Genomic DNA, 14,537 nt, shown 5'->3' with positions numbered 1-14,537 from the left:
TCTGCCCCCTCACCGCGCCTGGGGCGCGGCCTTGGGTGTGCGGGCGCGGCGCGCGTCACGCGAGCGCTTGAGCGCGTCGATGGTGAAGATCGCCAGCGACACCCAGATGAGCGCGAAGGTCGCGAAGCGCACCTCGCCCACCTCCTCGCCATAGACGAATATGGCCAGCAGCATCTGGATGCTCGGCGCGATGTACTGCATCAGCCCGATGATGGTGAGCGGCAGGCGCCGGGCGCCGGCGGCAAACAGCGCCAGCGGAAAGGCCGTCACCACGCCGGTGCCGATCAGCGCCAGAAGCAGCCACGGATCGCCGACATAGGTCACATCCGTGCCGGTGGACACGCCGAACCAGACCAGATAGGCGGCGGCGAAGGGCGAAAGCAGCAGCGCCTCCGTCAGAAGCCCGGGCGAGGCGCCGACATCCACCGTCTTGCGCAGGTAGCCGTAGGTGGCGAAGGAAAACGCCAGCGCCAGCGAGATCCACGGTATCTCGCCCAGCGCCACGCCCTGCACGCCGACGGCGAAGGTCGCGATGGCGATCGCCACCCACTGGGCCCGGCTCAGCGTCTCCTTCAGCACGATCAGACCGATGGCGACCGACACCAGCGGATTGGCGAAATAGCCGAAGCTGACCGAGAGGATCTCGTTCTGCTCCACCGCGTAGATGAACACCAGCCAGTTGACCGAGATCGCAGCCGCCGACAACGCCAGCTTGAAGGCGATGGCAGGCTTGCGCAGGATCGCGATGACCTCGCCGATACGCCCCCGCAGGGCCAGGAACGCCCCCACCGCCACCACGGACCAGAGGATCCGGTGGGCGACCACCACGTCGGCGGGGACCGCCGTCGTCAGCTTGTAGTAAGCCGGCAGAAAGCCCCAGAGAAAGAAGGCGGAGAGGCCGAGCGCAAGGCCGACCTGCCGTTCCTTGTCCGGCGCCGCGAGCTGTTTGTCTGTCATGGATCCTGTCCGGCTTCGGAGCCTGTGGCGGCAGCGGACAGCCCGCTCAGCACCCGGCCTTCAGCAACGTGTAGGTGTGGGAATCGATCAGCGCCTGGAACGACGCATCCACGATATTGCCCGAAACGCCGATCGTGAACCAGCGCTTGTTGGTGCGATGGTCCTGGCTCTCGATCAGAACGCGTGTCACCGCGTCCGTGCCGCCGTTGAGAATACGCACCTTGAAATCGATCAGCTCCATCTGGTCGATGACCGGCTGATAGCGACCGAGGTCCTTCCTGAGCGCATTGTCGAGCGCGTTGACGGGGCCGTTTCCTTCCGACACCGACATGCGCGTTTCGCCGTCGATGCCGACCTTCACGACCGCTTCCGAGACGGTGACCAGCTCGCCGATGGCGTTGTAGCGCCGCTCCACCATGACGCGGAAGGACTGTACGTCGAAATAGGCCGGCACCTCTCCGAGACGCCGGCGGGCAAGCAGTTCGAAGGAGGCATCCGCCGCCTCGTAGGCGTAGCCCTGCGCCTCGCGTTCCTTAACGTCCGCAAGCAGCGCATCGAGGCGCGGATCGGACTTCTCGACCGCGATCCCGAGCCGCGCCAGTTCGCCGAGCAGGTTCGACTTGCCCGCCTGGTCGGAGACGAGCACCCGGCGGCGGTTGCCGACGCTTTCCGGCGGAACGTGCTCGTAGGTCTCCGGCTCCTTGAGGATCGCGGAGGCATGGATGCCCGCCTTGGTGGCAAAGGCATTGGCGCCGACATAGGGCGCATGCCGGTCGGGCGAGCGGTTGATGATCTCGTCGAAGGCGCGCGAGATGGCCGTGACCTCGGCCAGCGTCTCCCGCGTCACACCCAGTTCGAAATGCGAGCGATAGGGCTCCTTGAGCATCAGCGTCGGGATCAGCGTCACAAGGTTGGCGTTGCCGCAGCGCTCGCCGATGCCGTTGAGCGTTCCCTGGATCTGCCGGGCCCCGGCGGCAACGGCGGCAAGGGAATTGGCCACCGCATGGCCGGTGTCGTCATGGGCGTGGATGCCGAGATTCGCGCCCGGCACCGATTCCGCGACGAGCCGCACGATTTCGGCGACCTCTCCCGGCAGCGTGCCGCCATTGGTGTCGCACAGCACCACCCAGCGCGCCCCGGCCTCGAAGGCCGTGCGGGCGCAGGCCAGCGCATAGTCGGGATTGGCCTTGAACCCGTCGAAGAAATGCTCGCAGTCGATCATCGCCTCGCGGCCCGCCGCGCGAACCGCCAGGACGCTGTCGCGGATGCTGTCCAGGTTTTCCTCGTTGGAACAGCCCAGCGCCACGCGCACGTGATAGTCCCAGCTCTTGGCGACCAGGCAGATCGCGTCGGCGGCGGACTCCAGCACACCCTGCAGGCCAGGATCGTTCGCCGCGGAGCGCCCGGCACGCTTGGTCATGCCGAAGGCGGTGAAGGTCGCGGACGAGGTGCGCTTCTCCGCCAGGAAGGCGCTGTCGGTGGGATTGGCGCCCGGGTAGCCGCCTTCCACGTAGTCGACGCCGAGGCGCTCCAGAAGGCCGGCCACCGCGATCTTCTCCTCCACCGAGAAGTCGATGCCGGCGGTCTGGGCGCCGTCGCGCAGGGTGGTGTCGAAGAGGTACAGGCGGTCTCGGGTGGTCATTCCAGGGTCCTCATGGGGCGCTTGGCAGTCGGCAACGGCCGACCGGCGGGGCACGGGGCTTGCGTCTTTCCCCTCCCGCCGGCGGTGCCGGGTCAGGTGTGCGACCGCCCCTCCCCGGGCGGCCAGGTCTCGGTATCCTCGTCCGGATGCTGGAAGGAGCGGATGTCGGAGAGGAAGGGTGCCTCCTCCAGATCCTGAAGCGTCTCGCGTCCGGGCAGGCTGGCGAGCGTGTCCACATAGGGAAGCGCCCGCTCGATGCCGTACTGGATCGAGGGCGGAATTCGCTCGGGATGGTCGAAGGCGCCGATGGACAGCGCCATGGTCTCGCCCGGCTCCTCATAGGTCAGCGGCGTGCCGCAGCTTGCGCAGAACCCGCGCGAGACGTGATTGGAGGAGCGGAACAGCGTCGCCTCGCCCCGGGTCCATTCGATCTGGTCGCGCGACACCGCCACCAGCGGCGCGAAGAAGCCGCCCGTCGCCTTCTGGCACATGCGGCAATGGCAGATGGAGGCCCGCCCCAGAGCGCCATGCACCCTGAAGCGCACCGCGCCGCACTGGCATCCGCCGGAGTGTCCCTTGTCTTCAGTCATGCACGTTCTCCCCGTTCGGGTGGCGGTCGGTCGCGCCGCACGCCTCAACGATCCGTCTGCGGACGCCGTCCGGCTCACACATCACATCCACGTTCCAGAACCGCAGTACGGTCCAGCCCAGTTCCCCAAGTCGCCGGTCGCGCCGACACCAATACCCCCTCTGTCGGCATTCGCCGACATCTCCCCCTCAAGGGGGGGGAGAGAAGAGACCGGGGCGGTCGCAGTCGCTTGAACCGCCCCGCACTTCCCAGGCATCACACGCAAGTTCCCCGTCTTGCCCGGCAGCCGAAGGCACAAGACCCTGCCCTGACCACCTTCCCCTCTCCCCCCTTGAGGGGGAGATGTCCCCGCAGGGGACAGAGGGGGGAATCGCCGCGCTGGTCCTCAGCGCTTCACCTCCCAGGTGGTGACACGCTTGCCGTCCGCGCCCTTGCCGTCCTTGAGCAGGATGCCCTCGGACGCCAGGTCGTCGCGAATGCGGTCGGCCTCGGCCCAGTTCTTCGCCTCGAGAAACGAAAGCCGCTCGGCGACGCGCGCCTCGACGGCGGCGGTGTCGACGCCGTTGACCGCTCCCGCCTGCCTTTGGGCTGCAAAGGACTGCAGGCTCTCCACCGACACGATGCCCAGGAACGAAAGCGCCGCGAACAGCGCGCCCGCCGCGCCCGCATCAGCGGAAGCGGCCTTGGCAAGCTTGTGCAGCACCGGCAGCACGGCGGAAAACGACAGGTCGTTGCAGAGCCCGTCGACCACCTCGTCCGGCACGTCAAGTGCGGCAAGACCGGCGCGCGCGGCGTCGGAGACATCCAGCCCCGAGGCAAGGACGGCCGCCTTCCAGCCGTCGAGGATGCCGGCGGCCTCCTCCAGCCGCTTGACCGAAAAGTCGATCGGCTCGCGGTAGTGCGTCATCAGCATGGCAAGGCGCAGCACATCGCCCGGCCAGGCCCGGCCGCCGAACTTTTCCGTCGCAAGCAGATCGTGGATGGTGACGAAATTGCCCTCCGACTTGGACATCTTCCGCCCCTCGACCTGCACGAAGCCGTTGTGCAGCCAGTAGCGGGCCATGGTGGTGGTGCCATGGGCGCAGCACGACTGGGCGATCTCGTTCTCGTGATGGGGGAAGATGAGATCGAGGCCGCCGCCGTGAATGTCGAAGGTCTGGCCCAGGTGATGGGCGCTCATGACCGAGCATTCGATGTGCCAGCCCGGACGCCCGCGCCCCCAGGGGCTGTCCCAGCCGGGTTCGTCGTCGGACGAGAGCTTCCACAGGACGAAGTCGCCCGGGTTCTTCTTGTGGGCGTCGACGGCGATGCGCGCGCCCGCCTGCTGCTCGTCGAGATTGCGCTTCGACAGCGCGCCATAGCCGGGCATGGAGGCGGTGTCGAACAGCACCTCGCCTTCCGCCTGATAGGCGTGGCCCCGGGCGATCAGCGTGACGATCATCTCGATCATGCCGGCGATGTGCTGCGTGGCGCGCGGCTCATGGGTCGGAGCCATGCAGCCCAGCGCCTTCACGTCCGCGTGGAACTGGTCGCCGGTCTTTTCCGTCACCCGCGCGATGGCCTCGTTCAGCGGCAGGTCGGGATAGTCGCGAAGCGCGCGCGCGTTGATCTTGTCGTCCACGTCCGTGATGTTGCGCACGTAGGTGACATGCTCGGCGCCATAGAGATGGCGCAACAGGCGGAACAGCACGTCGAAGACGATGACCGGCCGCGCGTTTCCGATATGGGCGAAATCGTAGACCGTCGGTCCGCAGACATACATGCGCACGTTCGACGGATCCTCGGGCACGAAGTCTTCCTTCGCCCGGGTCAGTGTGTTCGTCAGCTTCAACACATGAGCGGAATGCATGATCGGTCGTCTCCTGGCCGGCTGGCCGGGGCGTCCGTCTCATCTCCGTGTCGGAGGAGCATCGAGCATGAGGGGAACGGCCACAGCCAGCTTTGTCGCTAGCTGCAAATAATGAGGATCGAAATCTCGGGTCCGTGGGCCGTGGTCATGTTTCGGTTCTGACCCGTTTGCCCGACACGGTCAAGCCCGCAAATCCCGCGTAGCGCACCAAAAACACCTTCGAAGTGACCTGCAACACGCCTCGCGGGCCAAGGATGGTGTGTGTAATATGCAGGACAATTGCCGTGCGGAGGATTTTTGGATGATTTGTACTGCCCGCCCCCTGTTGCCATTCGCGATGAGCGCCGCCGTGCTGGCCGGCGCGCTTCATCTTGCCCTCGCTCCCGTGCCGGCGCTTGCCCAGTCGGGAGGAACGGGCGGCAACGCGACCACGGGCGCCTCCATCGGCGCGTTGATCGAGGAGACCCGCCCGGCCGACCCGCTGGCGGCGGCCATCGCGCGCTATCTGGACAGCACGCCCGCCCCCATGCTCGACGCGCGCTTCAACGCCGGAGTACAGGACGAGGCGGATCTCGGCGTGCATGGCTTCTACGAAGGACGCCTCTACAAGCCCCTGTGGGTGAGCGACGAGGGCATCAATCCCCACGGCGAGAAGCTGATCGCGGCCTTCGCCGCCTCCCGTGCCGATGCGCTCGACCCGGCGGAGTATGACGTCGACGAGTTGCGCCGCATGGCCTCGACCGCCGCCGGCGACGACGACCTCGCCGCTCTGGAGGTGACGCTTTCGAACACGTTCGTCGCCTTTTCCGATCATCTGACCTCCGGCCGGGTACAGCCCAACGAGGTCAACAAAGCCCTGAACATCTTCCCCCGCGCGCCGAACCCGTCCGTGGTTCTGGAATACATCGAGAGCGCGGAGGATTTCGACGCCTCCCTGGAGGCCCTGTCGCCCAACACGCCGAACTATGCCCGGCTGAAGGCCGCCCTCGCCGACTACCGCGCGAAGGCCGAGGCCGGGGGCTTCACTCCCGTGCCGCAGGGCGAGACCCTGAAGCCCGGCATGACCGACACCCGCCTCGACACGCTGCGCAAGCGGCTGGCCGAGCAGGATCTCCTCACGCCGGGAAGCCACGAGGGCGATGTCTATGACGGCGCGCTGGTCGAGGCGGTGAAGCTCTTCCAGGAGCGGCATGGCCTTGCCGTCGACGGCATCATCGGCAGGAACACGCTGGCCGAAATCAACGTGCCGATCAGCCAGCGGATCGCCCAGATGGAGCTCAACATGGAGCGCCGGCGCTGGATGCCGGACGATCTGGGCGAGCGCTATGTCTTCGTCAATCTCGCCGACCAGAACCTGAAGGTCGTGGAGGACGACAAGACCGTGCACACCGCGCGCGTGGTGGTGGGAAAGCCCTATCACGCCACGCCGGTCTTCTCCGACAAGATCACCTATGCCGAGGTGAACCCCTTCTGGACGGTGCCCTACTCCATCGCGACGAAGGAGTATCTGCCCCAGCTCCAGAAAAATCCCGGCGCGCTGGCCGCCAAGGGCATCCGCATCTTCTCCGGCAACCGGGAAGTCGATCCGTGGTCGGTCGCCTGGGGCTCCTACAGCCGGGGCAACTTCCCCTTCACGCTGCGCCAGGATCCGGGGCCGCAAAACGCGCTGGGCCGGGTGAAGTTCATGTTCCCGAACAAGTTCAACATCTACATCCACGACACGCCGGCCAAGGCCCTGTTCTCGCGTGCGCAGCGCTCCTTCAGCCACGGCTGCATCCGCGCCGAGGATCCCTTCGCACTCGGCGGTGTCCTGCTGTCGCGCGACGGCTGGGACAAGCAGAAGCTCATGTCCGTGCGCGACACCGACAAGCGGCGCGTGATCAAGCTCAAGGACCCGATCCCCGTCCACCTCACCTATCTCACCGCATGGGTGAACAAGGACGGCTCGGTGCACTTCCGCCGCGATATCTATGACCGCGACACCGTGCTGGCGAAGGCGATCGCGAACCACCGCCGCCAGCAGCTTTGAAATGTCCGGCCGGGGCTTGGCGCTTTCGCCCGCCCCGGCGGCCTTCAGTCGAACAGATCCGGTTCGTCGGCGATGATCTGCGCCGCAACGGGCTGGAAATGCAGCCAGCCGATGTAATCGGTGCCGATGTGCTTGCGCGAGTAGCGCGCCCGCTCCTCGCTCACAAGGATCGGCTCCCGGCCGCTGGCATCGATCATGAGCTCCTGCTTGCAGCAGCGCTCCAGCGCGATGAACCAGAAGGCGGCCGCATCGATGGAGTGCCGGCTCGCCGTCAGCAGTCCGTGGTTGGCATGGATCGCCGCCTTCACGCCCCTGAACGCCCGCGCGACGTTGCCGCCCGCCCTGTCCTCCAGCGCGGCCGCCCCGGCCTCCTCCAGGATCACCACGTGATCCTCGAAGAACACGCAGGAATCCTGCGTCAGGCGCCGGATCTCACGCCCAAGCGCCGCGAAGGCCGTCCCCGCTTCCGTGTGCGCATGACACATGGACACGATGTCGGGATGCGCCTTGTGCACGTTGGCATGAAGGATGAAGCCGGCGCGATTGACCGCGTGGTTCCCCTCGACCACCCGACCGTGATGGTCGACCAGGATCAGGTTGGACATGCGGACCTGGCTGAAATGCACGGCCATCGGATTGGTCCAGAAAAGCTCCGGATGTTCGGGATCGCGGACGGTCAGGTGACCGGCGAAGCCGTAGCTGTAGCCTTCTCGCGCGAAGGCGCGGCACGCCAGCACCAGCCGCTGCTTGCGGTAGCTCCTCTCCTCGGCGACCGTGGCGAACTCCGGCTCGGTGGGAAACAGAAGCCCCGGCTGGTCGGGCTGGTAGACCGATTTCTTTTCGATGGTGTCAAGCATGGCCCTCTCCGCAATCTTCGGCGGCAGGCCAGTGCCCCCGCCATTCCCCTACGTCGAACGGCGCAACACTGGGGACATTCCGGGAGCGGGTCCAATATAATTGCTGCACTGCAAAATAACTCAAAACATCTTTATCCGGATCCGAATGGTCGCGTTTCGACCTAATCCCCCCCCTTTACGAACATGAACGGCGGATAAATCCGCGCCTCAGCACCGGTTCAGGGCGACTGCGCGAAGATTGTTCTCGATCAAGGCGATCCGGTGCCCGAAAGGCCAGGATCGCCAGTACCTCCTGAGTATCGGAGCAGTGCCATGTCCGTTTCCAGCGTCCTTGCCGCCCCCGTGACCCGCAACCCGTCCTCCCCGGCCGGCCGTCGCGACAACGCACCCCGCCCGCTGGCGCTTTTCGTCGCGGCGCTCGTGCTTTGCCTTGGAATGCTGGCGCCCGTGGCGGCCTTCGTCCTGTCTTCCCCGTCGAATCAGGGCGGCGGACTTGCGGCCTCCTGCTTCGAAAGCAACACCTCATGCCGGATTAACGCTTTTGCGCCAAATGCATCGCACGGCCTGCGTTGAGATCTTGCATCGCACACGTTGTTGCAATCTAATATGTTGAACCGTTCGGACGGGTTTTGCCCCCCGAGCGGTTCAGGCTGTTCAGCACGAGTTCCAAGTACCCGCCGGGCCAGACCTGCAGGGATCGGATCCCGGTTGCGCGCGAACGGGCTGCCCGGTACATCACCGGCAGCAAACCGTGAGGCCGCCGAACGGCATCCGGAACAACGGAACGGCTCCGCGACATGACCGAGGCTGGGGGCACGGCATCGGCACGCACAGCGCGGCAGGGATTCAGGACAGGAAATGATCGAGGCGCTTCAGGAAAAGGCCGAGGACGCGGCCAGCTTTCTCAAGATGCTGGCGTCCGGGCCGCGGCTCATGCTCTTGTGCCACATGGCCGGGGGCGAGATCAGCGTCGGACAGCTTGCCGAACTGACGGGCATGCGGATGCCGACCGTCTCGCAGCAACTCGCCCTCTTGCGCGCCCAGGGGCTGGTGCGCACGCGCCGCGACGGCACGACGATCTACTACAGTCTCGACAGCGAGATGGCGGCCGACGTTCTGGTCCTGCTGCAGAAGCACTTCTGTCCGCCGGAGACGCTCGCGGCCGCCCGCAAGCCGGAAACCGCCGCCGCCGAGTGAGCCCGGCAGCGGCCTCGCCCCGTCGTTCGGGCCGGGGTTACTTGTCGAGCCAGTCGGAGCAGCGCGGCGCCTCGGCTCCGCCCCAGGGCATGATCGGCACGGTCGAGGTGGAGTTCTTGGGGCTGCCCTCGATGACCTTGTCCGAATAGACGAGATACACCAGCACGTTGCGCTTCTCGTCGCAGCCACGCACGATGCGCATCTTCTTGAACAGGAACGAGCGCCGCTGGCGGAACATCTCGTCGCCCTGCTCGAACTTTTCCGTGAAGCTCACCGGCCCGACCTGGCGACAGGCGAGCGAAATGTCGGAGACCTCCTCCGCGACGCCGAGCCATCCAGAGACGCCGCCCTTTTCCGGCACCGTGAAGTGGCAGGCAACCCCCTTCACCAGCGGGTCGTCGATGGCGTAGGTGGCAAGCTTGTGATCGGGCGTCAGCAGCTTCCAGACCGTCGACTTCTTGAAGATCAGGTCGGGCTCGTCCTGGGCCGCGGCCGGCCCGGCGGCGGCAACCACCCCGAGCGGCAGCGCCACATACAGCGCCATGCAAAGGCGCCCGATGGCGCGCGTCAGTCTGCTCATCGCGAAACTCCGTTCCCTCGATCCAAAACCGCTGTCCGCTCCCGATATGGGGTTGGCGGCGCGGGGCGCAACGGCCCGCGTGCCCCGCGTTGGCTCAGATGACGAAGCCCGCTGCATGAACCACCGCCACCAACGGAGAGGGAATGCCGAAAAGGGCAAGCGCCGCGAGGCTGAGCAGGAAGAACGCGATCACGATCACCGAAAGCCGGTTCTCGCCCCGTGCGCGCGCCATGCGGAACGAAAGCCCGTGAAACAGAAGGATCAGCAGCAGGAAGATGCCGCCCAGCACCGTGTAGGAGGTCTGCGTGTCGAGGCCGTTGTCCGTACCGAGACGCAGGACCTCCGCCGGCAGGAAGGCGCCGGCGACGGGCAGGAAGAAGACGTGCGAGAGAACGAGGAGGATGAGCGCGCCGCTTTGCGTCGCGGTCTCTTTGCGGGACGTGGTCATGGGATCGTGCTGGCTCCGTGGGCGGGACAGGGGCGCGCCCCCGCCCCTCCCTGCCACGACCGTACGCCCCGCGCAAGGCGCACGGACGCCGCACCAGGGCATGGCTCCCGGATCCGCCAGGCGGGGGCACCGCCGATCCTCGGCAATTGACGCACAGTTTACTAAAACCCGAGGCTTTCCTTGTCGTGCGCCCGGCGCTGGCGTCATAGTCATGCTCGGATCTTCAACCGCACTGGCAGTGACGACGGACGATGGCGACGACGCCCGCTCTGAGACAACCCGCATCCGCGCCGGCCCGTACGGGCGCCGCGCGGCTGCGTGCGCTCGCCCGAACCGCCGTCGCGGGCCTGCTGCTTGCCCTTGCGCTTCCCGCCGCGCAGGCCGATGCCCGCTCCTGCGCGGCCCTTTCCGCCGATCTGGCGCGCGTTGACGCGAACGCCACCTCGCCCGCCTATCGCAAATGGGACAGCGCGGCGCGCAAGCAGAAGGCCGCACTCTCGCTTGCGGAGCGCGACCACAGGCTTCTCGGGTGTCCGGCGGCCGGTGGCTCCTGTGCCACGCTCGATGCCAAGATCAGGAAGATGCGCGGCAACCTTGCCGCCATCGAACGCCAGCGCAAACGCCACGCGAAGGGAAACCGGAGCGCCGCCCGCGCCGCAAGTCTGCGCAAGGCGATGGCCCGTCAGGGCTGCAACGGCGGGGCCGGCTCCACCACGCAGGCACGCCGCGACACCACGCGCGGCGACGGCGGCGGCCTGCTCTCCTTCCTCGGCCTGACGAAACGCTCCTCCTCCGAGGCGATCACCGTCTCGTCCGATCCCCGCGCCGGGTCCGGCTCCAGCGTGCGCATCAAGCATTCGGGCGGCGGGCGCGTCGGCATCACCCACATGCCGGGTGACGAGAGCCCGCGCGGGCACGGCGGCATCACCTACCGCACCATGTGCGTGCGCATGTGCGACGGCTTCTTCTTCCCGGTGAGCTTCTCGGTCACCGATGCGGGCTTCGGCCGCGATGCCGCGATCTGCCAGGCGCGCTGCCCGGGCGCGGAAACGAAGCTCTTCGTGCACCGCAATCCCGGTGAAACGGTCGAAAATCTCGTCTCCCTGGAGGGCGAGCCCTACACGGACCTGCCCAACGCCGACCGCTTCCGCACCACATATGTCTCGGGCTGCGGCTGCCGCGATACAAGCGAGCCGAACCAGTCCCTGGTCAGCCTGACGACCAGTGGAGACGAGGCCGGCAACGACAACGAGGTGCTGCATGCCGGTCTTCGCGAGGGATTCACCCTCGGCGAGGCAAGGGTGGAGGTGCCGGCCGGCTCCGACCCCGACACCCGCATGAACCTGGAACTCGGCTATGCCGCGCCGTCGGCTTCCGCGACCCTGCCCGTGCTGGGGCACAATTCGGCGGACGCGGCGCGGGATGCGGCCAGGGCCGCGGCGGATCTCGCCGCCGGCTCCACGCGGATCGCCCCGGCTGAGGAAACGGGCCCCGCCGATCCGGACCGTACGGTCAGGATAGTCGGGCCACGCTACTACGTCGCCCAATAAGCGGTAGCAGAGCCTTCATGTCGGGACCGTGGTCGAGCCCCGTGAGCGCCCTGCGCAACGGCAGGAACAGCGCCCGCCCCTTGCGACCGGTCTCCACCTTCAGGCGACCGGTCCAGTCCGACCAGGTGCCCTCGTCGAAGGGCTCGTCGGGCAGCAACCGCGCGGCAAGCTCAAGATAGGCGGCGTCATCGTCGGCAGGGGCAACCCGCTCGGGCGCGGCAATCGCCTTCCACCATGCCGACGCATCCGTGACCTTCTGGCAGTTCTCCCGCACCGCGAGCCAGAACGCGGTACGGAACGTCTCCCCGTCTCCGATCCCCATGCCCTTCAGCCGCGTGTCCACCGCCTCTGGCGGCAGCGAATGCACCAGCCTCGCGTTCAGCGGCAGCAGGTCGTCGGGATCGAACTTCGCCGAGGATCGCGACACGTCGTCCAGGGTCACCATGGCGGACAGCGCGCCCAGGCTTTCCGCCGGCTCGACGGCATGGCTCGTGCCCGTGAGCACGGCCAGCGAGGCGATGGACATGGGTTCCAGCCCCTGCTCGCGCAACGAGCGCAGCGACAGGTCGCCCTTGCGCTTGGAAAGCCCCTCCCCACTCGCCGTCGTCAGCAGGTTGTGATGGGCAAAGACCGGTGGCGTGGCCCCGAGCGCGCGGAAGATCGCGATCTGCACGGCGGTGTTGGCGACGTGGTCCTCTCCCCGGATCACATGGGTGACGCCGCTCTCGATGTCGTCGACGATGGAGGGCAGCGTGTAGAGGTAGCTGCCGTCGGCGCGGATCAGCACCGGATCGGAGAGCGAGGCCAGGTCGACGCTCTGGCTGCCCCGGCACAGGTCGTCCCATGTCACGTCGGTCCGCCGGGTCGTGAAGGGATCGCCCTCGTGGTCGGGCAGCAGAAAGCGCCAGTGCGGCGTTCGCCCCTCCGCCTCGAACCGCTCGCGATCCTCGGCGGAAAGCCTGAGCGCGGCGCGGTCGTAGACGGGCGGACGACCGAGCGCACGGGCGCGGGCCCGGCGGCGTTCCAGTTCGTCCGCAGTCTCGTAGCAGGGATAGAGAAGCCCGGCGGACTTGAGCCGCTCGACGGCGGCATCGTAGTGCGCCAACCGGTCGGACTGTCGGAAGACCTCATGCGGCACGATGCCGAGCCATTCCAGATCCTCGCCGATCGCCTGGGCATAGGCCTCACGCGACCGTTCGAGATCGGTGTCGTCATAGCGCAGGATGAAACGGCCGCCCTCGCGCAGGGCGGAGAGCCAGTTCATGAGCGCCGGACGGGCATTGCCGATGTGGAGATAGCCCGTGGGCGATGGAGCGAAGCGGACGGTGACTGTCATGCCGCTTTCCTAATACGACCGTTCCGGCTTCGCCACTCCCGCGCTTGCGAAAAATATGCGCGCGTGCCTCACCCGCCGGATGCGGCGCGTGCGACAAGCCGGCGCGACACCACCGCCATCGCGCCGCAGGCCAGCAGGCAATAGAGCGCCATGGCCAGGATCTGGTTCTCGTAAGGCACGCCGAGATCGATGAGCCAGCCCGTCAGCCCCGGCCCGGCGGCCGACGCCAGCACCATCAGCGAAACCGTGACCGAACGCACCGCGCCCAGGTGGCGCGTGCCGTAGACCTCGGGCCACAAGGCGCCGAAGAGCGTGGAGCTGACACCGTTGCTCATGCCGAACAAGGCCATGAAGACGAAGGCGGCAAAGGGCGCCTCGATGCTGGCGAGCACGATGCACGCGACACTGAGCGGCAGCAGGAACGCGGGCAGCAGGCGCACCGCCGTGACCTTGTCGACAAGCCAGCCGGCGGTGAGCGCGCAGGTGACCGTCATCGCCGACATCGCGAGGAAGGACGAGGCGAAGAGCGCCTGCGTCCAGCCGCGCAGCTCGACCAGATAGACCTGGTGGAAGAAGATCGTCGTGCCGATGAAGGGCGGAGCGAGGGTTCCCAGCGAGATCACCCAGAAGACCGGATCGCGCAGGACCTCGCCGCGCGTCCACTGGCGCCGCGCGGGCCGGACCGTGTCGCTCTCGTCCCCGGAGACGGTCCCGCGCGGAATGCGCTCGACCCGAAGCAGAAGCAGGAGCACCGGCAACGCCACGAGCACAAGGACCGCCGCCGCCACCCACCAGGTGCCGCGCCAGCCAAGCCCGGCCGCGAGCGCGACATATGTGAGCGGCAGCACCGCTTCGCTGCATTGCATTCCAAGGGCCGCGATGGAAACGGCACGTCCCCGTTGCGCCTCGTACCAGCGCCCCATCGCCGTCATCGCCACATGGGTCATCATGCCCTGCCCGAACAGGCGCAGGCCGAAGAGCACCACGAACAGCATCGCCACCGACGACACGCTGGCCATGGCGGAACTGAAGAGCGCGAGCCCGATCACCACCGCCCCGGTGACCAGGGCGAGCGGGTGGGTATCGACGAACTTGCCCACATAGGTGAGCGAGATCGCGGAGCACAGCGTCGCGGCCATGTAGAGCCCGCCGAAGGCGCCGTGGGACAGGTCGAACGCCGCGCGCAACTCGCCGGCGGACAGGGAAATGAAATAGGTCTGCCCGAAGGCGGAAAAGAAGGTCAGGAGAAGACCGGCACCCAGCCAGCGCAGATTGGTACGCAGGAAAACGAAGAACGGCATGGCGGTGTCCAGAAGTCGGCCGGAGACGGCACGAGGCGGGCAGGTGTTCAGGCGATCGCCCGCCGCCGGGGGCGGTCGGGAGAATGTGGCGCCCGGATCTCGCCGAGGCACGGCGAACGATCACCCGGCACCGTAGACCCGCCACCGCCGCCCGGCAACAACCCCCGGACGTCTCCGCACCCCATACACACGCGAAAACGCT

At 67.2% G+C, this 14,537-nt stretch carries 13 protein-coding genes and 1 pseudogene; 4 read left to right on the top strand and 10 right to left on the bottom strand.

All coding sequences use genetic code 11. The features are described from left to right. Positions 1-9 precede the first annotated feature (9 nt). The 5 genes and pseudogenes from rarD to cysS all read right to left on the bottom strand — a co-directional run bounded on the left by rarD (position 10) and on the right by cysS (position 5,037). On the bottom strand, positions 10-957 hold the full coding sequence (rarD, locus tag ACYX4S_RS07175) for an EamA family transporter RarD (protein WP_476362394.1): 948 nt from the start codon (positions 955-957) through the stop codon (positions 10-12). Positions 958-1,003: 46 nt separating this feature from the next. Then, complete coding sequence (gene cimA / locus ACYX4S_RS07170; protein WP_476362393.1) at positions 1,004-2,599, bottom strand: citramalate synthase; 1,596 nt, start codon at positions 2,597-2,599, stop codon at positions 1,004-1,006. A 92-nt stretch (positions 2,600-2,691) separates the two neighbouring features. Continuing rightward, positions 2,692-3,189, bottom strand: a complete 498-nt coding sequence (locus ACYX4S_RS07165; protein ID WP_476362392.1) for a GFA family protein — start codon at positions 3,187-3,189, stop codon at positions 2,692-2,694. Beyond that, positions 3,182-3,337 (bottom strand): annotated as a pseudogene (locus ACYX4S_RS07160) (DUF559 domain-containing protein); the annotation flags it as partial. The gene ACYX4S_RS07165 and the pseudogene ACYX4S_RS07160, both read right to left, overlap by 8 nt. 236 nt (positions 3,338-3,573) lie before the next feature. Beyond that, positions 3,574-5,037 (bottom strand): cysteine--tRNA ligase, encoded by a 1,464-nt coding sequence (gene cysS, locus ACYX4S_RS07155; protein WP_476362391.1) that lies wholly within the window; start codon positions 5,035-5,037, stop codon positions 3,574-3,576. Positions 5,038-5,338: 301 nt separating this feature from the next. Here cysS and ACYX4S_RS07150 point away from each other — a divergent pair, with 301 nt between their 5' ends. Further along, complete coding sequence (locus tag ACYX4S_RS07150) at positions 5,339-7,066, top strand: L,D-transpeptidase family protein (RefSeq protein ID WP_476362390.1); 1,728 nt, start codon at positions 5,339-5,341, stop codon at positions 7,064-7,066. Between the two features lie 44 nt (positions 7,067-7,110). On the opposite strand, the gene ACYX4S_RS07145 is transcribed toward ACYX4S_RS07150, so the two are convergent. Then, positions 7,111-7,923, bottom strand: a complete 813-nt coding sequence (locus ACYX4S_RS07145) for a class II aldolase/adducin family protein (protein ID WP_476362389.1) — start codon at positions 7,921-7,923, stop codon at positions 7,111-7,113. A 312-nt stretch (positions 7,924-8,235) separates the two neighbouring features. Here ACYX4S_RS07145 and ACYX4S_RS07140 point away from each other — a divergent pair, with 312 nt between their 5' ends. Further along, a complete protein-coding gene (locus tag ACYX4S_RS07140; protein ID WP_476362388.1) occupies positions 8,236-8,496 on the top strand; it encodes a hypothetical protein in 261 nt (86 codons plus the stop codon). A 285-nt stretch (positions 8,497-8,781) separates the two neighbouring features. After that, positions 8,782-9,120, top strand: coding sequence for an ArsR/SmtB family transcription factor (locus tag ACYX4S_RS07135; protein WP_422068968.1), 339 nt, complete (start codon positions 8,782-8,784; stop codon positions 9,118-9,120). Between the two features lie 37 nt (positions 9,121-9,157). Here ACYX4S_RS07135 and ACYX4S_RS07130 read toward each other — a convergent pair whose 3' ends face one another. Both ACYX4S_RS07130 and ACYX4S_RS07125 read right to left on the bottom strand, forming a co-directional pair. After that, on the bottom strand, positions 9,158-9,664 hold the full coding sequence (locus ACYX4S_RS07130; protein ID WP_476362830.1) for a CreA family protein: 507 nt from the start codon (positions 9,662-9,664) through the stop codon (positions 9,158-9,160). A 130-nt stretch (positions 9,665-9,794) separates the two neighbouring features. Next, positions 9,795-10,148 carry a hypothetical protein gene (locus ACYX4S_RS07125; RefSeq protein ID WP_293721337.1) on the bottom strand — a complete coding sequence of 118 codons (354 nt, stop codon included), beginning with the start codon at positions 10,146-10,148 and terminating at the stop codon, positions 9,795-9,797. Between the two features lie 251 nt (positions 10,149-10,399). Between ACYX4S_RS07125 and ACYX4S_RS07120 the strand changes: the two genes are divergently transcribed. Then, positions 10,400-11,698 carry a DUF2865 domain-containing protein gene (locus ACYX4S_RS07120; protein ID WP_476362387.1) on the top strand — a complete coding sequence of 433 codons (1,299 nt, stop codon included), beginning with the start codon at positions 10,400-10,402 and terminating at the stop codon, positions 11,696-11,698. Here the strand turns inward: ACYX4S_RS07120 and gltX are convergent. After that, positions 11,661-13,034: a glutamate--tRNA ligase gene (gltX, locus tag ACYX4S_RS07115; protein WP_476362386.1), complete on the bottom strand. Its 1,374-nt coding sequence runs from the start codon at positions 13,032-13,034 to the stop codon at positions 11,661-11,663. The genes ACYX4S_RS07120 and gltX overlap by 38 nt on opposite strands. Positions 13,035-13,102: 68 nt before the next feature. Next, on the bottom strand, positions 13,103-14,335 hold the full coding sequence (locus tag ACYX4S_RS07110; RefSeq protein WP_476362385.1) for an MFS transporter: 1,233 nt from the start codon (positions 14,333-14,335) through the stop codon (positions 13,103-13,105). Between the last annotated feature and the right edge of the window lie 202 nt (positions 14,336-14,537).

Source organism: Stappia sp. ABD4_338, assembly GCF_056312175.1.
This window is presented reverse-complemented; position numbering and strand designations above follow the sequence as displayed.